Below are 21,593 nucleotides of genomic sequence, written 5' to 3' on the forward strand. Positions count from 1 at the left end.
GCTCATGAGGCCTTGACACCCCACCGACGAACGGGCCGGCGCCGGATCGACACGTCCCCATGATTGTCCTGCCGGACGGCAGCCACATCCGGGGCATCGGGGAGTCCTTCCCACTCGGTTCCCGTCCACGGTTGGATACGCCCATGACCGACGAGCACGAGCGGATGATGAGGGCCAACCAGGCCAACTGGGACGCCCGTACCGCTCCTAAAGACTGAGCGGGAGTGAGTCCTGTTGCCAGAACTCATGCTCAGCCGGACGCCCCGAACGGTGTTGGGCGTCCTGGTCCCCCGCGTTCGCTCCGCATCCGGCACTCGCGGATCGTGTCCGTGGTCCGGGGATGCGGGGGCGGGGTTCCTCACGCCCCGGGACCTCCGGTGCGGCCTGGACGGTCCGATGCCCTGCACGATCGCTCTGGTCGTGCAGGGGCGGTGCCGTCCGTCGCCGGACCAGGTATCCCAGGGCGCGCCTGCCGATCGCCACGGCGGCTGCGTCGTGGCGAGTGATCTTGCGCGTTGTGGTGGTGAGGGGCGTTTGCCAGTGCTGGGCGCCCCACTTCGAGGTGTAGGCCGGGTCCACGGCGACGATGGTGATGCCGAGTTCGGCCGCCATCGACACCAGGCGGGCCCGCAGCTTGCTGACGGGCATGCCGGAGATGAGTTTGCGGAACTTCTTACGCCTGCCGTGCTTCTCGCGGGTCTTCTCGGCGGTGAAGTCGAGGTCTTCGATCGCGATGGACAGGCCATGGCGCTTGGCCCAATGCAGCAGGCGGATGAGGGCGTGCCGCACCTGGGCGTCCCGGTGCTGGGCGGTGCCGGACAGGTCGAAGCCGAACCGGAGGGGCTCGCCGACGGGGTTGCCGTGTTTGTCCAAGCGCCAGGCAGCCAGGTGATCGGCGTTGGTGTCGACGCCGACCAGCCCGTTCGCGCGTGCCGCTGCCAGCGGCACGGTCTTCACCGGCGGGATCGTCCACGACGCGGTCAGGTACCAGCGCCCGCGCACCGTGTCTTCGTGGATGCGGTAGGCGACGGCCCGGTTCGCCTGGACGCGGTCGCGCCACTGCGCTCCCCGGTGCGCGAACGCCACCCGAGAGGCGAGCGCGTACCGGCCGTGCGGGGCGTTGGCCAGGTGCGCGAGCGGCGCGGGGAGCTTGAGGGAGACCTCGCCGTCGCAGGTGACGCGGATCGTCTCGTTGCCGAACCTCTTCCCCGACTCCCCGTCGGCCTGGAGGAACCGGCGCCCGGCCTGCCACCGCGTACGCCACTGCTCCTCGGTGATCCGGGCGGCGTCCAGATGGTGGCGGGTGGTCAGCAGCCGCTTGCCGCCGCGCACCACGTGCACGACTCCGGCCTCATGATCGGCCCGCGCCGCGTCGAGCCGGTCGGCGAGCACGTGCAGGCGGCGGGTCTTGACGAACCACTCCTGCTTGCTGCGGTAGCCGCCCGGAGCCCGTTTGCCGCCCTTCTCCCCGACCGGCAGGGACAGCCGGTGTGCGATCGTCCGCACACCCGCTTCCAGACTCTGGATGTGGGCGAGCTGCCCGCGCCGGGCGAGCGCCCACTGATCGTGGGTGGCCTTCGTGATCGACCCGGCCCAGCGGGAGGAGGACTCCTCCGTCAGGGCCCGCTTGCGCAGCGCCCACTCCTCAGTGTCGTGATCGAGCCCCGCCGCACACCGCGCCCTCAGATCCCGGGAGGCGAGCGTACCGAGCAGATCACCAACCAGACGAAGAACCTTCTCATCCTCGGCAGTCAGGTGCTTGAGCCGGTCGCGGACCGCCACACCGGACGGCCCCAGGGCGACGAACGGCACCGCCATCTCCCTCAGCCCGCCCATCCCTTCACCCCGTCCCCACGCGAGTCGAAGAACCCGTCACCCCACCCAACGACCACCACCGCAAGAGGTCACACATTCGACAGAGAAACCTTCGTTCTTACCCATGAGGTCGCACGTGCCGCAGCCCGGTCACCCATGTGCGCCAGAACACGCCAATGCGCAGTCAGTCCGCAACCCCCGTCCACCTCGCCAGCCGGTTCTACCGCCTCGACACCTCCCTCGACCCGGAGCGCTGGTTCGCCGCCTGGGAGTGGGAGGACCTCGGTGAACTGGCCGGACGTGACGTGCTCCACCTCCAGTGCCACCTCGGCACGGAGACGATCGCCTTCGCCCATCGCGGCGCCCGGGCGGTGGGCCTCGACATCTCCGAGGCGTCGGTCAAGGCCGCGGCGGACATCGCCGGGCGTGCGGGCGCCGACGTCGAGTACGTACGGGCCAATGTGTACGACGCCGTCGAAGCCCTCGACGGACGACGGTTCGACGTCCTCTACACCGGCAAGGGCGCCCTGTGCTACCTGCCCGATCTGGACCGCTGGGCGGCGACGGTCGCCCAACTCCTGCGTCCGGAGGGCCGGTTGTACATCGCCGAGTTCCATCCCCTCCTCAACTCCCTGGGCCCGAAGCCCGCCGAGGGTGAGGGCTCCGAACTCCTGTTGCGTCACGACTACTTGGGCCGCGGGACAGCCGTACACCGGACCGGCAAATACACGTACACGGACGGCCCGCCCGTAGAGGGCGCGACCGACAGCTATGAGTGGATGCACGGTCTCGGCGAGGTCGTGGGCGCCCTGGTGGGAGCCGGTCTGCGGATCGAGCGGCTACGGGAGAGCGACGAACTGCCGTGGCCCCGCTGGCCCGAGATGAACCGCACCTCGTCCGGCTGGTGGCGCCTGCCGGACAGCTTCCCGCGCATCCCGCTCCTGTACGGGCTCCTGGCCCGCCGCTGATCAAAATCCCTCTGTGCTACGGTTGTTCTAGCACTTGTGTACGCCCCTTCTCGGGCGCCGGTGCCAGTCTCATCTCAGTCAGCTGATCCGCCCGTCCCTTTCCGACCGGCGAAGCAGCTTCTCAGCACCACCTCTCTTCACGTACGGCCATGGGCGTTCTCGCCCGCCGCACGAGAGGTGATGTCTCCGCCGTACGGGGCGTGACCATGCCGCCCCCTCATTCGGCCTCTCCCCTTCATGACCCCTGACCTCATGGTTCGTCCGCGAAAGGACCCACCCACATGACCACCACACTCGAACGCCCGCCCACTTCGCACACGCAGGAGCAGGCCACCGGCGTACTCGACATCACTTCCAACGGGCAGGGCCATCTGCGCACCGCAAGCTGCCTGCCCGAGTCCACCGACCTCCAGGTCTCTCCCGCGCTGATCCGCCGGTACGGCCTGCGCAAGGGCGACCTCGTCGAAGGCGTAGGCGTGGGTGCAGCCGTAAGCGGCAAGCAGCGTGCCCTCACCGGGATCGAGCGCGTCAACGGCCGCGCACCCGAAGAGCTGCGCTCCCGCCCGCACTTCCGTGACCTCACCCCGCTGCACCCGCGTGAGCGGCTGCGGCTCGAGCACCCGGCGGGCGGCCTGACGACCCGCGTCATCGACCTGGTCTCGCCGATCGGCAAGGGCCAGCGCGGGCTGATCGTCGCCCCGCCCAAGACCGGCAAGACGGTGCTGCTCCAGCAACTGGCCGCCGCCATCGCTGGCAACCACCCCGAGTGCCATCTGATGGTGGTGCTGCTCGACGAGCGCCCCGAGGAGGTCACCGACATGCGGCGTTCCGTACGCGGTGAGGTGCTGGCCTCGACGTTCGACCGGGGGCCGAAGCAGCACATCGCGCTCGCCGAGCTGGCGGTGGAGCGGGCCAAGCGGCTCGTCGAGGCGGGCCAGGACGTCGTGATCCTCCTGGACTCGCTGACCCGGCTGTGCAGGGCGCACAACAACGCGGCCGCCGCCGGTGGCCGCACCCTCAGCGGCGGTGTCGACGCCGCCGCGCTCGCCGGACCCAAGCGGCTCTTCGGTGCCGCGCGCCTCGCCGAGGAGGGCGGCTCGCTGACGATCCTCGCCACGGCACTGGTGGAGACCGGCTCGCGTGCCGACGACTTCTACTTCGAGGAGCTGAAGAGCACCGGCAACATGGAGCTGCGCCTGGATCGCACGCTGGCGTCCAGGCGGATCTTTCCGGCCGTCGACATCACGCCGTCCGGCACGCGACGCGAGGAACTCCTGGTTCCGGCAAGCGAGTTGTCGGCAGTACGAGGGCTGCGACGCGCCCTGCACTCCCGCGGCGACACGCAGGCGGGCCTCGAAACTCTGCTGGAGCGGATGCGGGACACGCCGGACAACGCCACGTTTCTGCGTCAGGTCCAGCCGACCGTGCCCGGAGGCCTGTGAGCCTCCCCCGCCTGCAAGGCCGTGGCCCCGCTGCGGCATCCGGGTGCTCGATGCCGCGGCTCGGCCCGGGGAGCCGGGGATGTCCCCCGAGCGTTCCTACGTTTGCGGTATGACCATCGGACTCTCTTGCCGTGTCGCCGTCTGCTGCTCCGCCGCCTGGGTGGCCGCCGCGCTGGCCTTCGCACCGAGCCCTGCCGCGGCACGTACTGGAGCCGACGTCTCCGCCGCGCCCGCGGAGGCCCAGCCGCTCGCACCGAGCCCAGCGGCCTCGAAGCCCGCGGGACTGTACCGGTCCGGGACGCACGTACGGCTCGGGGAGGGGGCGCCCAAGGTGCCCGCCAAACTCTCCGCCCGGTCGTGGCTGGTGGCCGACGCGGGCTCTGGTGAGGTGCTGGCCGCCCGCAACGCGCACCGCAAGCTGCCGCCCGCGAGCACCTTGAAGGCTCTGTTCGCGGTGACCTTGCTGCCGACGCTGCCCGCGGCGGTCCAACACACCGCCACAGAGCGGGAGTTGAAGGGGGTCGGGGACGGCAGCAGCCGGGTCGGCGTTGAGCCGGGGCGCACCTACCGCGCGTCTGACCTCTGGCGGGGTGTCTTCCTCAACTCCGGCAACGACGCCGTGCGCGTCCTGGCCGCGATGAACGGCGGCTGGCGTGCCACGGCCGCCCAGATGCAGGCCAAGGCCCGCGCGCTCGGCGCCCGCGACACGCGCGTTGTCTCGCCCGACGGATACGACACGCCGGGCCAGGTGTCGTCCGCGTACGACCTGGCTGTCTTCGGGCGGGCAGGGCTGCGTAACGCGGACTTCGCGCGATACTGCGCGACGGTGACGGCCAGATTCCCGGTCAAGGGCCGGTCGTACGACATCCAGAACACCAACCGGCTGCTGACCGGCGCCGACGGAGTCGAGCCCTATAGGGGGCTCATCGGCGTCAAGAACGGTTACACCTCCAAGGCGGGCAACACGCTCATCGCCGCCGCGCGCCGGGGCGGGCGCACCCTTGTCGTCACGGTGATGAACCCTCAGTCGGGCGGCCGCTTCGCCGTCTACGAAGAGGCGCGCTCGCTGCTCGACTGGGGCTTCGAGGCCGCCGGGCGTGTCGAGCCGGTGGGCTCGCTGGTGCCCTCGCGTGCCGTGCCGCAGGCGGGGCCGGCGCCGGTGCCCGCGGCCATGGTGGTCGCCGACGGCTCCGACCGGTGGGCGGCGGCGGGGGCGATCTCGGGGGCGGCCTGTCTGGGTGCGGGCGTCGTGGCGGTGGTGCTGCGCGGCAGATGGTTCACGCGTGTCTGACCGACGGGCAGGGCGAAGAGCAGGCCGAGGGTGATCCACACGTAGATGTTGCTGCCGAGGAAGCCGTCGATGCCGGACGCGTCGTCGAACCAGAGCCACACCACGCTGCTGCACAGCAGCACGTACGACACGCCGGCCGCCCACAGCAGCCGCCTGCGCCGCAGCCCCTCCTCGACGAGGATCGCGAAGGACGGCAGCAGCCATACGAGATGGTGCACCCAGGTGATCGGGCTGACCAGACAGGCGACGAGCCCGGTCAGGGCGAACGCGCCCATCAAGTCACTGGCGGCGACGGCTCGATGCGCACGCCAGGCCCAGACGCCCAGGACGACGAGAGCGGCCAGCACCCAGACGATACGGCTCGGTTCGGCGGGGTCGGCGAGCCGGGCCAGTACGCCTTGCAGGGACTGGTTGGACACGTAGGCGAGGCGGCCGATGCGGGTCGTGTCCCAGACGGCCTCGGTCCAATAGAAGCGGGAGGGATCTGGTGCCGCCCAAGCCGCGAGGGCGGTGGCGGTCGCGGTGACGGCCGCCGCGACCGAGGCAGCGCGGGGCCGCCGGGCGAGCAGCAGTAGAACGATGAAGATCGCGGGTGTGAGCTTGATCGCGGCGGCAAGGCCGATGCCGACGCCCGCCCAGCGACCGCGCCCGGTGGACAGCAGCCAGGCGTCGACGAGGACGAGGGCCAGCAGCAGAAGGTTGACTTGGCCGAAGCTGAAGGTGTCGCGGGCGGGCTCGAACATGGCCAGCATGCAGATGGCCAGGGCGAAGCCGAACCAGCCGTGCCGGCGACGCAGTTCGCGCGGCATCAGGATGCCGAGGACCAGGGCGGTCGCCGCGAGGTTGAGGATCAGTCCGACGGCGATCGCGGCGTGCAGTCCGAGGAGCGCCATCGGCACCATGCTGACCGCGGCGAAGGGCGGGTAGGTGAAGCCGTATGTCGTCCCGGGCACGTGGTAGTCGTAGATCCGGCCGCCGTGATGGATCCAGGCGTCGATGGCCCCGTGGTACACCCGCAGGTCGAACCAGCCGCGCAGTAGCGGCACGGTCGCGGTGAAGACGGTCACGGCGGCGACGAGGACCAGGACGAGGGCGAGCCGCCCCCGTTCCGTACGCGGAAGCCTCATGCGGTGCGCTCCAGGACCGGCGCGTTCGCCGTCTGGTGGGCCTGCCAGAGCACGACCACCGCGAGCACGCCGCCCGACACGGCGAGGACCAGTTGCTCCAGGTCCGGTGGGCTGCCGCTGGGCAGGACGCCGAGCGCGAGCACTCCCGTCACGGCGGCGACCCGGTGGCGTACGGAAGCGCTGGGGGCCGCGGCGGCAATGAGGAACAGGCCCCACAGGGCGTACCAGGGCCGGATGGCCGGACCGAGGATCGCCACCGTCGCCAGGCTGAGGCCGAGTGCGTAGACGGGGCTGAGCCGGGGGCGGCGCAGCCATATGGCGAGTATGACGACGACGGTGACGACGAGTCCGAGGGCGTGCCAGGCGGGGAGGGCGAGGGGCGCGAGGTCGCTGCCCAGGTCCTCGAGGAGGGACTCCGTCGTGCGGCCGAGGAGGCTGGTGGGTGACCAGTTGTGCGGTGAGATGGGTGTCTTCAGGGCGCTGATCCAGCCGTATCCCGTGCCGGCGACGGCGGTTGCTACGACCGTGGTGGCGAGCGCGGCGGCCCCGGTGGTCACCGTCGCCTTCAACAGGCCGCGTCCTGCGCGCACTTGGAGTGCCACGACGGCTGCGAGTCCCAGTAGGGCCGGGACCTTGACCAGGGCGGCGAGCGTGACGAGTACGGCGCCGAGGACGGGCCAGCGGCCGAGCGCTGCCACCAGTCCGATGCCCAGCAGGCCGAGCATGATGGCGTCGTTGTGCGCGCCGGCGACGAGGTGCAGCAGTACGAGCGGGTTGAGCGCGCCGAGCCACAGCGCGGCGGCCGGGTCGGCGCCGCTGTGCCGGGCGAGCCTCGGCAGGGCGGCGGCCATCAGTGCCACGCCGAGCACCGCGACCACCCGCATCCCGAACAACCCGGCCGGTACTTCGCCCCGCGTCAGCCCGGACAGCGCGGAGGCGACGGCGAGGAAGGCGGGACCGTACGGTGTCGCGGTGTGCTGCCACACGGGCGCCACCTCGTCGGCGAGCGGCCCGCCGAGCCGTGCGGGCCCGTGGCTGTAGACGTCGATGTGCGCGTCGACCATGGCGCCCTGTGCGAGGTAGCTGTACACGTCCCGGCTGAACAACGGCGGCGCGAGCAGCAGCGGCGCGGCCCACACCCCCAGAACCACCAACAGGGCGCGCGGAGTTGGCGGTTCGGGTCCCCGTATCACCCGCCCCAACAAAGCCCAGGCGGCGATCAGCAGCACCACCCCGAAGTACACACCGACCAGGCCGAGCGCCGCCCTCGCCGAAGCCGGGGCCAGCAGCTCCCGCACCGGCAGGGCCCCGGCCGTCTCACCCCCCGCCGCGAGAAAGCCCGAACCGACAAGTCCGAGCAACTGACAGCGACGCAGATCGACGGAGAAACCCATGGCCAACACTCGGGCAGCCTGTCAATGCCGGGTGGCGAGAAAGCGACGTACGTCCCTCTGATCGGCAGCCGAGATGTGACCGCCGTCTGACCGAACGGCGACCATCCTTCAAATCCGCCTGAGAACCGCCCCCTCAGAACACGGACAATCCCGTCAGCGTCGTGAAACGCTCCAAGGCCGCGACGCCCGCCACCGAGTTGCCCCGTTCGTCCAGGCCCGGGCTCCACACGCACAGCGTGCAGTGACCGGGGACGACGGCGATGATGCCGCCGCCGACGCCGCTCTTGCCGGGCAGGCCGACCCGGTACGCGAACTCGCCCGCGGCGTCGTAGGTGCCGCAGGTCAGCATGACCGCGTTGACCTGCTTGGCCTGACTGCTGGTCAGCAGGCGCGTGCCGTCGGCCCGTATGCCATGGCGGGCGAGGAATCCGGTGGCGAGGGCGAGGTCGGCGCAGGATGCCTCGATGGAGCACTGCCGGAAGTACTGGCCGAGGAGCACCGGGACCGGGTTGCCGATGTTCCCGTACGAGGCCATGAAGTGGCCGAGGGCGGCGTTGCGGTCGCCGTGGGCGGCTTCGGAGGCGGCGACGTCCTTGTCGCTGGCGAGCCGCGCGTTGCCGCTCTCCGCGCGCAGGAAGTCGAGGAGGGTGCCGGCCGCGTCGCCGGTCTGGGTGTGGAGGCGGTCGGTGACGACGAGGGCGCCCGCGTTGATGAACGGGTTGCGCGGGATGCCGTTCTCATACTCGAGCTGCACCAGCGAGTTGAAGGGGTTGCCGGAGGGCTCGCGTCCGACGCGCTCCCACAGGTCTTCACCCCCACCCGCCAGAACGAGGGCGAGGGTGAACACCTTGGTGAGCGACTGCGCGGAGAACGGCTGCCGCCAGTCCCCCACGCCGTACACCGTGCCGTCGAGTTCCGCGACGGCCATACCGAACCGACGCGGGTCGCAGGCCGCGAGGGCCGGGATGTAGTCGGCGGGGCGGCCACGCGCGGGCACGTTCTCGATCTCGGCGGCGATGCGGTGGAGTACCGGCTGGAAGGCCGGCGACGACGTGAACATTTTGCCTCCGGCGGTGGGGCGGTTGGGTTCGTTGTCGGGTGCGGGTTCGTTGTGGCTTGTGGCGCCGCCCCGCGGGGTGCCTCCGGCGGTTGGGCGGGTGCGGGTTCGTTGTGGTTGCTCGCGCAGTTCCCCGCGCCCCTGGGTTGTTGGTGGGTGCGGGGCCGCGGTCCGGTGCGTCAGCCCGTCGCCAACAGGGCATACGACCCCGTGCTGACACAGGGCGCAGCAGTGCCCAGTCCGAAGCTAAGCGACGGACATACGACGCACCGGCCCACGTCCCCTCCCACCGGCGGGAGGGTGCCGGTTTCGTCGTGGCTGGCGAGCATGGCGACTGGTGAGCTGTGTGACGGACGGCTCGGGGAGCGCCCCGTTAGGGGCGCGGGGAACTGCGCGAGCAACCACGACGCACCCGCAGCCGCGACACGAAGTGTCACCCACCACCCCCCTGGCGGGGGGCCTGGGGCGCAGCCCCAGTTTCGGGAAGGGGCGGGGCTGGGGAAAGGAACCCTCCGCACCACTCAGCCGGCCCGAGACCCCGCCAACACCTCCGGCCGCAGCAGCGCGGCCAGCCGGTCGGGAGGCAACAGCCCCTTTTCCAGAACGAGTTCGGCAACGCCGCGCCCCGTCGCGAGGGCCTCCTTCGCGATGCCGGTGGCCGCCTCGTACCCGATGTACGGGTTGAGCGCGGTGACCAACCCGATGGAGTTCTCGACGGCCTCACGCAGCACGTCCTCGTTGGCCGTGATCCCTGCGACGCAGCGCTCGGCAAGCGTCAGGCAGGCGGCGCGCAGATGCGTGATGCTCTCGGACAGGGAGTGCAGGATGACCGGCTCGAAGGCGTTGAGCTGGAGCTGTCCGGCCTCGGCGGCCATGGTGATGGTGACGTCGTTGCCGATCACCTCGAAGGCGACCTGGTTGACGACCTCGGGAATCACCGGGTTCACCTTGCCGGGCATGATGCTCGAACCAGCCTGCACGGGTGGGAGGTTGATCTCGTTGAGGCCCGCCCGCGGACCCGACGACAGCAGCCGCAGATCGTTACAGCTCTTCGAGAGCTTCACGGCGATCCGCTTCAGCACCCCAGACATCTGCACGAAGGCCCCGCAGTCCTGCGTGGCCTCGACGAGGTTGGCGGCGGTGACCAGCGGCAGCCCGGTGATGTCCGCGAGGTGCCGGCGCGCGGCCTCGGCGTATCCGGCGGGCGCGTTGAGCCCGGTACCGATCGCCGTCGCGCCCAGATTGATCTCGTGGATCAGCGCGACCGCCTCGGCGAGCCGGCTGCGGTCCTCGTCCAGCATCACCGCATACGCCGAGAACTCCTGACCGAGCGTCATCGGCACCGCGTCCTGCAACTGCGTACGCCCCATCTTCAGCACGTCACGGAACTCGACGGCCTTGGCGGCGAAGGCGTCCTGCAGCACGGCCATCGCCCGGAGCAGCCCGCGCACCGCGAAGATGGTGGCGATGTTGACGGCGGTCGGATAGACGTCGTTGGTCGACTGGCCGAGGTTGACGTCCTCGTTCGGGTGCAGGAACTCGTACGCGCCCTTCGGATGTCCGAGGAGCTCCAACGCCCGGTTCGCGACAACCTCGTTGGCGTTCATGTTCGTCGAGGTCCCGGCGCCGCCCTGGATGACGTCGACGACGAACTGGTCGTGCAGCTTCCCGTCGCGGATCTCCTGGCAGGCCTCGACGATGGCCGCCGCCTTGGCCGGCTCCAGCAGGCCGAGTTCCTCGTTGGCGCGGGCGGCGGCCTCCTTGACGGCGGCCAGTGCGTCGATCAGGTGCGGGTAGGCGGAGATCGGCGTGCCCGTGATGGGGAAGTTCTCCTTGGCGCGCAGGGAGTGGATGCCCCAGTACGCCTCGGCGGGGACGTCACGTTCGCCGAGCAGGTCGTGCTCGCTGCGATGGGCTGCGGCGGCGGTCATGTGAGTGCGGCTCCTCTTTCAGGAGAAGGAGTGGATCAGGCCTGCGTGAGCGGATCAGGCGTCAGTCAGTGAGCGGTTCCAGTGCGCGGGCCGGCCGGATGCTCCCGACCACCTCCCCGCCGCCGAACAGCGGTGCCTGGGCGAACTCGGCGAGTACGACCGGGTCGACGCCGCAGCGTGCGAGGGCGGCGGCGACCACGGGCAGCCGGGCCCGGTCCGCCCCGTCCGCGATCTTCACGGCGACCGCCCGCCCGTCGGGAAGCGCCGCGACGTGTACGCCCTCGAAGCCGTCCTTGGTGAGCAGCCCCGGCACGGCCCGCATCAGCGCGGCGACATCACGGCCGGAGCCGGACGCCATTTCGGCGTGCTCACGCATCGCGTCGGCGACGCGCGCCTCGGGTGTGCCGGGCGGCGCGGTGGTGATCCGGGCGGCGGCGCGCGCCAGCCCGTGCAGCGAGACGGAGAACAGGGGCGCACCGCAACCGTCCACCGTCACCGCGGCGATGGCCTGCCCGGTGAGATCCTCGACGATCTCCGCGATCGCCTGCTGGATCGGATGGGCGGGCTCGAGGTAGTCGTCGAGCGACCAGGCGTTGAGATGTGCCGTGTAGAGCATCGCCGCGTGCTTGCCCGAGCAGTTCTGCGCGAGCCGCGAGGGCAGCCGCCCCTCGCGCACCCAGGCTTCCCGTACGACCGGGTCGTAGGGCATGTCCGGCACATTGCGCAGCGCGTCCTCGGGGAGCCCGGCCTGCTCCAGTATTCGCCGGGTGCCGGCGAGATGCCGCTCCTCGCCGGAGTGGCTGGCCGCGGTCAGCGCGAGCAGTTCCCCGTCGAGCGGCAGCCCGGCCCGCAGCAGCGCCACGGCCTGTACGGGCTTGAGCGCCGAGCGCGGGTAGAAGGCCGCCTCGATGTCGCCGATCTGCAGCTCCACTGTGCCGTCGGCGGCGAGCACGACGACCGAGCCGTAGTGGATGCCCTCGATGACGCCACCGCGTACGAGCTGGGCGACGGGCGCGTGCAGCGGTTCCCGGATCGCGGGCGCCTCGGCGACTGAACTGGCCTGTTGGGCAAGGGCGTTGGGACTCACGCGTCGGCTCCGGACTTCTGTATGGCGGCCACTTTGCGCCGTACGCCGAACCATCCCGCCACCAGAGCCGCCACGATCAGCGGCAGACACAGCACGGTCGTACGTCCCGCTCCCCCGTCGGCGTACATCAGCACCAGCACGGAGGCGAGGAAGAACAGTGTGACGAGTTCCGTCCAGGGGGAGCCCGGCAGGCGGTAGCTGGGGCGCTCCAGCTCACCGTCCTGTGTCTTCCGCCAGAAGACCAGGTGACAGATCATGATCATGCCCCAGGTGGCGAGGATGCCGATGGCGGCGAAGTTCAGCACGATCTCGAACGCGTCGTCGGGGACGACGAAGTTGAGCCCGACGCCGAGTACACAGATACCGCTGGTGAGCAGGATTCCGCCGTACGGGACCTGGCTGCGGCTCATCACCGAGGTGAACTTCGGCGCCGAGCCGGACATCGCCATGGAGCGCAGGATGCGGCCGGTGGAGTAGAGGCCGGAGTTCAGCGAGGACATGGCGGCGGTCATCACGACCAGGTTCATCACGCCGCCCGCGGCCGGGATGCCGATGTTGGACAGCACGGTGACGAAGGGGCTCTCGCCGGCGCTGTACGAGGACCACGGCAGCAGCATCGAGAGGAGGACCACGGAGCCGACGTAGAAGAGACCGACGCGCCACATGATGGAGTTGATCGCCTTCGGCATGATCTTCTCCGGGTTCTCCGTCTCGCCCGCCGCGACACCGACCAGCTCGACGGAGGCGTAGGCGAAGACGACGCCCTGGACGATCAGCAGCATCGGCAGCAGGCCGTTGGGGAAGAGGCCGCCGTTGTCGGTGATCAGGGAGGGGCCGGGGGTGGTGCCGTCCACGGGCTGCTGGGTGGCCAGCAGGAAGATGCCGATGAACATGAAGGCGACCAGGGCGCCGACCTTGATGATCGCGAACCAGAACTCCAGCTCACCGAAGTACTTCACCGAGATGAGGTTCACGGTGAGGACGACGGCGAGTGCGATGAGCGCGATCACCCACTGCGGGATGTCGGAGAACATGCCCCAGTAGTGGGTGTAGGTGGCGACCGCGGTGATGTCGGCGATGCCGGTGGTCGCCCAGTTCAGGAAGTACATCCAGCCCGCGGTGTACGCGCCCTTCTCGCCGAGGAACTCGCGGGCGTACGACACGAAGGCGCCGGACGAGGGCCGGTAGAGGACGAGTTCGCCGAGGGCCCGCACGACCAGGAAGGCGAAGATTCCGCAGACGGCGTACGCGATGAAGAGCGAAGGTCCGGCGTCGGCGAGCCGTCCGCCGGCGCCGAGGAAGAGGCCGGTGCCGATGGCGCCGCCGATGGCGATCATGTTGACGTGCCGGGACTTCAGGGACTTGCTGTACCCCGCGTCGCCGGCGTCGACGTGAACGGCCTGCTTCTTCGGTATCTCTTCGTGGAGGGACTGCTCGCTCACGCCGGGGTCTCGCCTTCTGTGGGGGTGTCTGTGCTCTCGGGGTCGTCGGGGCTTTCGCCCTCGGGGCGCACGATCGCGGTGAGGGTGGTCTCGACGCGGTCGAGGTGGTGGGCCATGGCTTCGGTGGCGTCGTGCTCGCTGCCGTCGATCAACGCCTCGACGATCGCCCGGTGTTCGCGGTTGGACTGCTCGCGACGGCCGCCGAGTTCGTTGAGGAACGCGGACTGGCGGGCCAGCGCGTCGCGGATCTCCTCGATGACGCGGCGGAAGACCGGGTTCTGCGCGGCCTGCGCGACGGCGAGATGGAAGAGCGTGTCCATTGCCACCCAGGCGGTGGTGTCGGTCTCGCGCTCCATCCGGTCGAGCAGGTGGGCGAGATGGTCGAGGTCCTCGGGCGTTCGCCGGGTGGCGGCGTAGCCCGCGACGGGGATCTCGACATGGCGCCGGACCTCGATCAGGTCACTGGCCGCGTAGTCGCCGAAGGTGGGGTCGACGACCGGCCCGTTCGAGACGACGAACGTCCCCTTGCCGGTACGGGACACGGTCAGGCCCATCGTTTGCAGGGCCCGCAACGCCTCCCGCAACACGGGTCGGCTGACCTCGAGGCTCCGGCACAGCTCCGCCTCGGACGGCAGCTTGTCCCCCACGGCGTACTCACCGCGCTCGATCGCACTCCGCAGATGACTGAGCACCGCTTCCATAGCGCTGACGCGCCGCGGGACCGAGCCACCTGTCTGGCTGTCTGACAGGTTCACGTGGGTGATCCTGCGGGGAACGAGAGGTGACTGTCAAGGGTTCGAGACGGACCGCCGGGCGACTCGGTCGGCTACGCCCACAGAGCCTCAGCGACCGAAACCCCCACAAAGGCCGCCCCGAGCCCCGCCACCACGCTCGCGATCACATTGACGGCGGCGTAGAAACGGGCCCCGTCCTCGGCCAGCCGCAAGGTCTCGTACGAGAACGTCGAGTACGTGGTGAGCGCGCCGCACAGGCCTGTGCCGAGCAGGAGTTGGATGTGTGAGGAGGCTGCTCCGGCCGCGGCCGCGCCGGTCAGGGTGCCCAGGATCAGGCAGCCGATGACGTTCACGGTGAAGGTGCCCCAGGGGAAGACCGTGTCGTGGCGGGTCTGCACCGCGCGGTCGGTGAGGTAGCGCAGGGGGGCGCCGACCATTCCGCCCGCGATCACCAACAGCCAGTTCACGACGGTTTCTTGCTTTTCCGGTCCGCGGGAGCGGGGTTCTCCTCGCGGCCTACGTACCGGATGACCTGGCAATCGTCCAAGATCACCAGCCCCTCCCCCACCAACTCGTCCAGCTCCGGCAGAAAGGCGCGTACGCGCTCCTCCGTGTCCACGATGACGATGGCCACCGGCAGGTCCTCGCTCAGCGACAGCAGGCGCGAGGTGTGGATCAGTGAGGATGCGCCGAAACCCTCGATGCCGCGGAAGACGCTCGCGCCCGCGAGTCCCGCCGCGCGTGCCCGGTGCACGATCTGCGAGTACAGCGGTTTGCGGTGCCAGGTGTCGTTCTCGCCGATGAAGATCGTCAGCCGTAGGGCGTCGCCGGTCAGCCTTGTCATCGCCGCCTCCATGCCAGGACCCGGCGGGCCGCCGTCACCGCGAGCCACACCGCCACGAGCGCCGCGACCAGGGTGGCGGCGAGGTAGGCGAGGCCGGTGCGGGGGCGGCCCTCGTCGACCAGTTTCTGGATGTCGACGGCGTACGTCGAGAAGGTGGTGAAGCCGCCGAGGACGCCCGTGCCGAAGAAGGGGCGGACCAGCCGGTGTGCCGCCCACACGTCGCTGATCACGACCATGAAGACGCCGATCACGGCACATCCGATGACATTGACCAAGAACGTGGTCCAGGGGAAGGCCCCGGTCTGCGTGGGCCAGATCAGCGAGGCGCCGTACCGGGCGGTCGCGCCCACCGCGCCGCCGGCCGCGACCACCGCCACGATCGGTCCCTGTCCGTGCCACGCCGACGGCCGCCGGGCGGGCGCACGGAACTCCCCGGGTCCGTCCACCTGCTCGGATTGGGGCGCTGTCATGGACGTAGATCTCCTGGTCGTGGCAGGAGATCAGGCTATCGCTCCGGGATTCTCAGGCGCCCGCGGCCTCTCGCTCGATGCGCTCGAACTGTGCCGCCATCGCCTGCTGGAGCGCCTGGGCGCCGGACAGCGGGCGAACCATGACCGTGAGGGCGTCGATCCGGCCGTCCTCGTCGAAGTGCAGCAGGTCGCAGCCCTGGATCTGCCGCTCACCCACACGCGCCTCGAAGACCAGGGCGAGGTCGCGGCCGTCCGGGTTCGCGATCTCGCGGACGTAGCGGAAGTCCTCGAAGACGCGCAGGACGGCGCCCAGGATCGCCGCGGTGATCGCCTTTCCGGCGTACGGCTTGAACACCACCGGGCTGGTGAACACGACGTCCTCGGCGAGCAGGGCGACGACGGCCTCGTGGTCGCCGTCCTCGACGGCCTTGCGGAAGGGGTTCACTGCTGACCTCGTCATCCTTTGGTTGGTTCTGTGTGTCGGACAGTACGGATGGCGGCGCCCCGGCGGCTATACCGGAGGAACTACCGACCCTCGGAGGTGCTGTTGTGTACTACCCGCTGACCGTCCGTGACTTCCTCGACCGTGCGGCGCATGTGTATCGGGACCGCGTCGCCGTCGTCGACGAACCGGAGCAGCCAGGACCGAGCCTCGGAGAGCTCACCTATCGGGAGCTGGCCGCGCTGGCCCGTGCTCAAGCTGCCCGGCTCGACCGGCTCGACATCCCGGTGGGCGGGCGCGTGGCGGTGGTCTCGCAGAACTCGGCGCGATTGCTGACCTCGTTCTTCGGGGTCTCCGGGTGGGGGCGGGTTTTGGTGCCGGTCAACTTCCGGCTCACCCAGCCGGAGATCGACTACATCGTGCGGCACTCCGGCGCGTCCGCCGTCTACGCGGACGCGTCCCGCACGGACCTACTCGACACACTCGATGTGAAGCACAAGTTCGTACTCGGCGAGAGCGACGACGAGGAGCTCTTCCTGCACGGCACCGAGCCGCGGGAGTGGCCCGAGCCGGCCGAGGACGCCACCGCCAGCATCAACTACACGTCCGGAACCACCGCCCGCCCCAAGGGAGTTCAGCTCACCCACCGCAATCTGTGGCTGAACGCGACGGTGTTCGGCCTGCACACCACGATCAGTGACCGTGACGTCTATCTGCACACGCTGCCGATGTTCCACGCCAACGGCTGGGGCATGCCGTACGGCGTGACAGGCGTCGGCGGTCGTCACATCGTGCTTCGCCAGATCGACGGCACCGAGATCCTGCGCCGCGTCGAGCGGCACGGCGTCACCCTGATGTGCGCGGCGCCCGCCGTCCTGAACGCCGTGCTCGACGCGGCGGCCGACTGGGACGGCGAGATCCCCGGCCGCGACCGGGTCCGTATCGTCTGCGCGGGCGCGCCGCCGCCGACCCGCACCATCGAGCGTGTGATGGGCGAACTGGGCTGGGAGTTCATCCAGATCTACGGGCTGACGGAGACCTCCCCGCTCGTCACGGTCAACCGCGGACGCGAGGAGTGGGACGACCTGGAGCCCACCGAGCGTGCCCGCCGGCTCGGGCGGGCCGGGGTGCCTGCGCTCGGCGTACGCGTCGACGTGGACGCCGACGGCGAGGTGCTCACCGCCTCGAACCACAACCTTGACGGCTACTGGGACCAGCCCGAGGAGACGGCGAAGGCGCAGGCGGGCGGCTGGTTCCACACCGGCGACGGCGGATACGTCGACGACGAGGGCTATCTGGTGATCTCCGACCGCAAGAAGGACGTCATCATCTCCGGCGGCGAGAACGTCTCGTCGATCGAGGTGGAGGACGTGATCACCTCGCATCCGGCCGTGCGCGAGGTGGCGGTCATCGGAATCCCGGACGCCAAGTGGGGCGAACTGGTCACCGCGCTCGTCGTGACGGACGGATCGGGCGTCACCGCCGAGGAGTTGATCGCCCACTGCCGTACGCAGCTCGCCGGTTTCAAGACCCCGAAGCGGGTCGACTTCGTCGAGTCGCTGCCGCGTACGGCCACCGGGAAGCTGCAGAAGTTCAAGCTGCGGGAGCCGTTCTGGAGGGACGGCGACGCCGGTACGTGACGGAAAGCCCGCCCGCGCTCCGGGCGCGGGCGGGCTTCCGCATCAGGGTGTCACCGGCGGTTGAACAATGACATCGCCGGAAGCGGCCGGTCGTCGTAGCCAAACAAGGCCTGGTTCTCCCAGGCGTTGCCCGACGACGGGTCGGTCGGGTCCCAGCCGTTGCCGTTGACCGCGGTCCAGGTGGACTCCCAGTAGAAGACACCAAGGCCGCGGTTGTTCGGGACGGCCTCCACGATGTTCATGATGTCGCGGAACCAGGCGGTCTGCCCGGCCGTGGTGGCCGGGTATCCGGCCACCAGCTCACCGCTCGTGTTGATGATGTCCTCGTGCGAGTCCTCGCTGCCGAGACGGAAGGGGTAGGCCGTCTCGGCGACGTAGACCGGCTTGCCGTAGCGGGTCGCCGCGTCGTCCAGGGTGGTCTGGAAGTCGGTGAGCGAGCCGTGCCAGTAGCCGTAGTACGACAGGCCGATGACGTCGAACTTCACACCGTTCGAGCGTGCGCTGTCGAACCACCAGCGGGTGCCCGCGAGGTCGCCGCCCTTGGCGAGGTGCAGCGCCACGGTCGTGGACGAGTTGACCGCCTTGACCGCGTCGTAGCCGGAGTTGAGCAGCCCGGCGAGCTGGCCCCAGTTGTCGGTGGAGCCCTCGTTCCAGAGCATGCCGCCGTTGGTCTCGTTGCCGACCTGCACCATGTCGGCCGTGGTGCCCTGCGCCTTCAGGGCGTTGAGGACGTCGTACGTGTGGTTGTAGACGTCCGTCTTCAGCTGGCTGTACGAGTGTCCGGCCCAGGCGGCGGGCTTGTCCTGGCGGCCCGGGTCGGCCCAGAAGTCCGAGTAGTGGAAGTCGACGAGGAGCTTCATGCCCTGCGCCTTGACGCGCTTGGCCATCGCGAGGACGCGGGCCTTGTTGTTGTAGCCGTCGGCCGGGTTCACCCACACCTTGAGGCGGGCGTAGTTGTGCCCGTGGGACTTGAGAATGGCGAGGGCGTCCCCTGTGCTGCCGGAGCTCGTCCGGTAGACGCCGCCCTTGGCCTCGCTCTTGGGGAGTGACGAGACGTCAGAGCCCTTGATGGCCAGGCCGTTGGTCGTGCCCGAGGTGAACGTCAGGTCGTCGACGTTGATCCAGTTGCCCGCGTTCGCATCGGAGTTGATGCTGATCGTGCACTGGCTGTTCGTCACCCGGAGGGGGACGACGATGCGGACCCAGCCGCTGCTGGAGACCGGCAGATCGGTGCGCTGCTCGGCGCTTCCGCAGTTCTTGAGCGCCAGGTACGCGGACTTCTGGCCGCCGCCCGAGCGCACCCAGGCCCTGAGGGTGTAGTTCCCGTTGGTCAGCCCGGAGAGGTACTGGTACGTCTCCACCTTGTACGCGGAGGACGCGTAGTGCGACAGGCGGTAACTGCCGCTGCGGCCACCGGACTCCACGAAGGAGGCGCCGGTGGAACCGTACTCCGACCAGCCGCTGGGCGTGGCGACACCGGAACCGTCGGCCTCGAACCCGGTGTTCTGGAGCGTGCTGGCCGCCACCGCCGACTGTGCGGGCAGGGCGGTGAGGGCGAGCCCGGCCGCGAGCGGCAGCAGCAGGGCCTTGAGCGTGCGTCTGGGATGGAACATCGTCGTCCGTCGTCCCTTCGACGTGATGGGGATGTGGGGGTGCCCCTCCTGATGGGGCTGGGGAGGGCGCCCTCCGCCCGCGGCGCGTGGCTCACACGGGCGGAGGGAGTCGGCTCAGCCGTCGAGTCGTACGACCCGGACGGCTCCCGCGGGAACCGCGAGGCGGCCCGCGGCGCGTTCGCCCGTCAGCAGTTCGGTGCCGTGCGCCTCCAGCGGCACCTTGGCGTCGGACGAGGTGTGGTTGATCGCGAAGAGGTAGGTGCCCGACTCGCCGGTGCGGCGCACCACTTCGACGTCGCGCGGGAGGTCGGCGCGCGGCGCGATGCGGGCGTCCTCGGCGGCCCAGCCCATGAGGGCGTCGAGGCCGTCGCCGCCGAGTCGGGTGGAGACGTACCAGGCGGTGCCCTCGCCGAGCCGGTTCCGGGTGATGGCCGGGTGGCCCGCGGCGAGCCCGTCGGCGTACGTCCAGACGGTGTCGGCGCCGCGCGGCACCACGAACTCGGTCCATACGTCGGCGGTGAGTTCGGAGCCCTCGGGGCCGGTGACGTGGACCTGGTCGCCGGGGAGCAGCGGCGAGAACTCCTCGACGGTCAGGCCGAGTACGTCCCGCAGGGGGCCCGGGTACGGGCCGTCGTGCACGGCGTCGTGCTCGTCGACGATGCCGGAGAAGTACGAGACGACGAGGGTGCCGCCGTTCTCGACGTACTCCTTGAGGTTCCGACCGGCGGCTTGGGTCATCAGATACAGGGCGGGTACGACGACAAGTGGATAGGCCGACAAGTCGGCTTCGGGGTGGGCGAAGTCGACGGTGAGGTGGCGGTCGTATAGGGCTTCGTAGAAGGCGTCGGCGCGTTCGCGGGCGTCGTGGTCCTCGCTGGGGCGCCACTGGAGGTTCTGCGCCCACCAGGAGTGCCAGTCCCAGAGGACGGCCACGTCGGCGACGGTGCGCGTGCCCTGGATCGGCGCCAACTCGCTTACAGACGCGCCGAGTTCGACCACTTCGCGCCATACGCGCGTGTCCGTGCCGCCGTGCGGAAGCATCGCCGAGTGGAACTTCTCCGCGCCGCGCCGTGACTGGCGCCACTGGAAGAACAGGGCGCCGTCGGAACCGCGGGCCACATGTGCGAGGGAGTTGCGGGCCATCTCGCCGGGGGCCTTGGCGGGGTTACGGGGCTGCCAGTTGACGCCTGACGTGGAGTGCTCGAGGAGCAGCCAGGGTGCGCCGCCGGCGACGGAGCGGGTGAGGTCGGCGGCCATCGCGAGGTTCACGTGCGTACGGCGGCCGTCGGTGATCAGGTAGTGGTCGTTGGTGACGAGGTCGACCTCGCGGCCCCAGGCCCAGTAGTCGACGGAGTCGCACTGGCTGAGGGCGGTCATGAAGTTCGTGGTGACGGGGATGCCGGGTGAGAGGCGGTGCAGGATGTCGCGCTCGGTCATGAAGTTCTCGCGCATGGTGGCGTCGGCGAAGCGCTTGTAGTCGAGCGCCTGGGCCGGGTTGCCGACCGTGGGGGTCACCCGGGGTGGGTTGATCTGGTCGAAGTCCGCGTACCGCTGGCCCCAGAAGGCGGTTCCCCAGGCTTCGTTGACCGCGTCGACACTCTCGTACGTCGCTGCCAGCCAGCGGCGGAAGTGTGCGGCGCAGGACTCGCAGTAGCAGGCCGAGACGGGGACGCCGTACTCGTTGTGGACGTGCCACAGCGCGAGCGCGGGATGGTTCGCGTAGCGCTTGGCAAGCCGAGTGGTGATGGCGGCGGCGGCCTCGCGGTAGTGCGGGTTGCTGTGGCAGATGGCGCCGCGCGAGCCGAACTCGTAGCGCGTCCCGTCGGCGGTCACCGGCAGGGCCTCGGGGTGTGCGCGGTAGAACCAGGCCGGGGGCGCGACCGTCGGCGTACCGAGGTCGGCGCGTATCCCGTTCTCGTGCAGCAGGTCGAGGAGGCGGTCCAGCCAGCCGAACTCGTACACCCCCGGTGAAGGCTCCAGCAGGGCCCAGGAGAAGATCCCGACGCTCACCATCGTGACGCCCGCCTCGCGCATCAGCCGGACGTCCTCGTGCCAGACCCTTTCCGGCCACTGCTCGGGGTTGTAGTCCCCGCCGAAGGCGAGCCTGGTGAGGCCCTTGGGGGCAGTCTCCGGCATGGATCTCTCCCGGTTTGTCGATCATTTGGGAACGTGCACACACAGCACTGGTGGCGCGAGCCCAACATAACCGCACAGCAACAACCATTGACAAGTGTCCTGGATGTTTCTCTACTGTGAACGCTCACAGAACCAGCACGGGCGAGCCGAAGGGGCGAGC

18 protein-coding genes and 1 pseudogene are annotated in these 21,593 nt (G+C 70.0%); 5 read left to right on the forward strand and 14 right to left on the reverse strand.

Going from position 1 to position 21,593, the window contains the following annotated elements:
* Positions 1–59 precede the first annotated feature (59 nt).
* Complete coding sequence (locus tag ACQEVY_RS01240) at positions 60–218, forward strand: hypothetical protein (RefSeq protein ID WP_432943849.1); 159 nt, start codon at positions 60–62, stop codon at positions 216–218.
* Here the strand turns inward: ACQEVY_RS01240 and ACQEVY_RS01245 are convergent.
* Positions 208–1,836 carry an IS200/IS605 family accessory protein TnpB-related protein gene (locus ACQEVY_RS01245; protein ID WP_432943851.1) on the reverse strand — a complete coding sequence of 543 codons (1,629 nt, stop codon included), beginning with the start codon at positions 1,834–1,836 and terminating at the stop codon, positions 208–210. The two genes, ACQEVY_RS01240 and ACQEVY_RS01245, sit on opposite strands and share 11 nt — an antisense overlap.
* A gap of 155 nt (positions 1,837–1,991) precedes the next feature.
* Between ACQEVY_RS01245 and ACQEVY_RS01250 the strand changes: the two genes are divergently transcribed.
* The 3 genes and pseudogenes from ACQEVY_RS01250 to ACQEVY_RS01260 form a co-directional block, all read left to right on the forward strand.
* The gene (locus ACQEVY_RS01250; RefSeq protein ID WP_432943853.1) at positions 1,992–2,783 is read left to right on the forward strand and encodes a class I SAM-dependent methyltransferase; all 792 of its coding nucleotides are present in this window, start codon (positions 1,992–1,994) and stop codon (positions 2,781–2,783) included.
* A 281-nt stretch (positions 2,784–3,064) separates the two neighbouring features.
* Positions 3,065–4,225 (forward strand): transcription termination factor Rho, encoded by a 1,161-nt coding sequence (rho, locus tag ACQEVY_RS01255; protein WP_432943855.1) that lies wholly within the window; start codon positions 3,065–3,067, stop codon positions 4,223–4,225.
* A gap of 109 nt (positions 4,226–4,334) precedes the next feature.
* Positions 4,335–5,189: pseudogene (locus ACQEVY_RS01260) on the forward strand (D-alanyl-D-alanine carboxypeptidase family protein); the annotation flags it as partial.
* 83 nt (positions 5,190–5,272) lie between these two features.
* Here the strand turns inward: ACQEVY_RS01260 and ACQEVY_RS01265 are convergent.
* The 11 genes from ACQEVY_RS01265 to ACQEVY_RS01315 all read right to left on the reverse strand — a co-directional run bounded on the left by ACQEVY_RS01265 (position 5,273) and on the right by ACQEVY_RS01315 (position 16,047).
* A complete protein-coding gene (locus ACQEVY_RS01265) occupies positions 5,273–6,643 on the reverse strand; it encodes a glycosyltransferase 87 family protein (RefSeq protein WP_432943857.1) in 1,371 nt (456 codons plus the stop codon).
* The gene (gene mptB, locus ACQEVY_RS01270; protein ID WP_432943859.1) at positions 6,640–8,037 is read right to left on the reverse strand and encodes a polyprenol phosphomannose-dependent alpha 1,6 mannosyltransferase MptB; all 1,398 of its coding nucleotides are present in this window, start codon (positions 8,035–8,037) and stop codon (positions 6,640–6,642) included. The genes ACQEVY_RS01265 and mptB overlap by 4 nt, the downstream gene beginning before the upstream one ends.
* Positions 8,038–8,170: 133 nt before the next feature.
* Complete coding sequence (locus ACQEVY_RS01275; RefSeq protein ID WP_432943861.1) at positions 8,171–9,097, reverse strand: glutaminase; 927 nt, start codon at positions 9,095–9,097, stop codon at positions 8,171–8,173.
* 518 nt (positions 9,098–9,615) lie between these two features.
* Positions 9,616–11,025, reverse strand: a complete 1,410-nt coding sequence (gene aspA / locus ACQEVY_RS01280; RefSeq protein WP_432943863.1) for an aspartate ammonia-lyase — start codon at positions 11,023–11,025, stop codon at positions 9,616–9,618.
* A gap of 61 nt (positions 11,026–11,086) precedes the next feature.
* Complete coding sequence (locus ACQEVY_RS01285) at positions 11,087–12,112, reverse strand: asparaginase (RefSeq protein WP_432943865.1); 1,026 nt, start codon at positions 12,110–12,112, stop codon at positions 11,087–11,089.
* Entirely contained in the window at positions 12,109–13,554 is a 1,446-nt protein-coding gene (locus ACQEVY_RS01290; RefSeq protein ID WP_328766166.1) for an amino acid permease, read from the reverse strand. The genes ACQEVY_RS01285 and ACQEVY_RS01290 overlap by 4 nt, the downstream gene beginning before the upstream one ends.
* Positions 13,551–14,309, reverse strand: a complete 759-nt coding sequence (locus tag ACQEVY_RS01295) for a FadR/GntR family transcriptional regulator (protein WP_432943868.1) — start codon at positions 14,307–14,309, stop codon at positions 13,551–13,553. The genes ACQEVY_RS01290 and ACQEVY_RS01295 overlap by 4 nt, the downstream gene beginning before the upstream one ends.
* Positions 14,310–14,380: 71 nt before the next feature.
* The gene (gene crcB / locus ACQEVY_RS01300) at positions 14,381–14,755 is read right to left on the reverse strand and encodes a fluoride efflux transporter CrcB (protein WP_432943870.1); all 375 of its coding nucleotides are present in this window, start codon (positions 14,753–14,755) and stop codon (positions 14,381–14,383) included.
* Positions 14,752–15,132 carry a DUF190 domain-containing protein gene (locus ACQEVY_RS01305; protein WP_432943872.1) on the reverse strand — a complete coding sequence of 127 codons (381 nt, stop codon included), beginning with the start codon at positions 15,130–15,132 and terminating at the stop codon, positions 14,752–14,754. The genes crcB (ACQEVY_RS01300) and ACQEVY_RS01305 overlap by 4 nt, the downstream gene beginning before the upstream one ends.
* Positions 15,129–15,602: a fluoride efflux transporter CrcB gene (crcB, locus tag ACQEVY_RS01310; protein WP_432943874.1), complete on the reverse strand. Its 474-nt coding sequence runs from the start codon at positions 15,600–15,602 to the stop codon at positions 15,129–15,131. Before crcB (ACQEVY_RS01310) ends, ACQEVY_RS01305 begins: the two co-directional genes overlap by 4 nt.
* A gap of 52 nt (positions 15,603–15,654) precedes the next feature.
* Complete coding sequence (locus ACQEVY_RS01315; RefSeq protein WP_432955010.1) at positions 15,655–16,047, reverse strand: nuclear transport factor 2 family protein; 393 nt, start codon at positions 16,045–16,047, stop codon at positions 15,655–15,657.
* A 104-nt stretch (positions 16,048–16,151) separates the two neighbouring features.
* On the opposite strand from ACQEVY_RS01315, the gene ACQEVY_RS01320 reads away from it, so the two are divergent.
* A complete protein-coding gene (locus ACQEVY_RS01320) occupies positions 16,152–17,684 on the forward strand; it encodes an AMP-binding protein (protein WP_432943876.1) in 1,533 nt (510 codons plus the stop codon).
* 50 nt (positions 17,685–17,734) lie between these two features.
* Here ACQEVY_RS01320 and ACQEVY_RS01325 read toward each other — a convergent pair whose 3' ends face one another.
* Together ACQEVY_RS01325 and ACQEVY_RS01330 are read right to left on the reverse strand one after the other, a co-directional pair.
* The gene (locus ACQEVY_RS01325) at positions 17,735–19,297 is read right to left on the reverse strand and encodes a glycoside hydrolase family 53 protein (protein WP_432943878.1); all 1,563 of its coding nucleotides are present in this window, start codon (positions 19,295–19,297) and stop codon (positions 17,735–17,737) included.
* Between the two features lie 114 nt (positions 19,298–19,411).
* A complete protein-coding gene (locus tag ACQEVY_RS01330; protein ID WP_432943880.1) occupies positions 19,412–21,433 on the reverse strand; it encodes a beta-galactosidase in 2,022 nt (673 codons plus the stop codon).
* Positions 21,434–21,593 lie beyond the last annotated feature (160 nt).

Source organism: Streptomyces sp. CA-288835 (assembly GCF_050936385.1).
GTDB lineage: Bacteria > Actinomycetota > Actinomycetes > Streptomycetales > Streptomycetaceae > Streptomyces.

Coding starts and splice junctions, on each gene's coding strand:
- ACQEVY_RS01240 (WP_432943849.1), top strand. CDS start 60: ATGATTGTCCTGCCGGACGGCAGCCACATCCGGGGCATCGGGGAGTCC.
- ACQEVY_RS01245 (WP_432943851.1), bottom strand. CDS start 1,836: ATGGGCGGGCTGAGGGAGATGGCGGTGCCGTTCGTCGCCCTGGGGCCG.
- ACQEVY_RS01250 (WP_432943853.1), top strand. CDS start 1,992: ATGCGCAGTCAGTCCGCAACCCCCGTCCACCTCGCCAGCCGGTTCTAC.
- rho (WP_432943855.1), top strand. CDS start 3,065: ATGACCACCACACTCGAACGCCCGCCCACTTCGCACACGCAGGAGCAG.
- ACQEVY_RS01265 (WP_432943857.1), bottom strand. CDS start 6,643: ATGAGGCTTCCGCGTACGGAACGGGGGCGGCTCGCCCTCGTCCTGGTC.
- mptB (WP_432943859.1), bottom strand. CDS start 8,037: ATGGGTTTCTCCGTCGATCTGCGTCGCTGTCAGTTGCTCGGACTTGTC.
- ACQEVY_RS01275 (WP_432943861.1), bottom strand. CDS start 9,097: ATGTTCACGTCGTCGCCGGCCTTCCAGCCGGTACTCCACCGCATCGCC.
- aspA (WP_432943863.1), bottom strand. CDS start 11,025: ATGACCGCCGCCGCAGCCCATCGCAGCGAGCACGACCTGCTCGGCGAA.
- ACQEVY_RS01305 (WP_432943872.1), bottom strand. CDS start 15,132: ATGACAAGGCTGACCGGCGACGCCCTACGGCTGACGATCTTCATCGGC.
- crcB (WP_432943874.1), bottom strand. CDS start 15,602: ATGACAGCGCCCCAATCCGAGCAGGTGGACGGACCCGGGGAGTTCCGT.
- ACQEVY_RS01325 (WP_432943878.1), bottom strand. CDS start 19,297: ATGTTCCATCCCAGACGCACGCTCAAGGCCCTGCTGCTGCCGCTCGCG.
- ACQEVY_RS01330 (WP_432943880.1), bottom strand. CDS start 21,433: ATGCCGGAGACTGCCCCCAAGGGCCTCACCAGGCTCGCCTTCGGCGGG.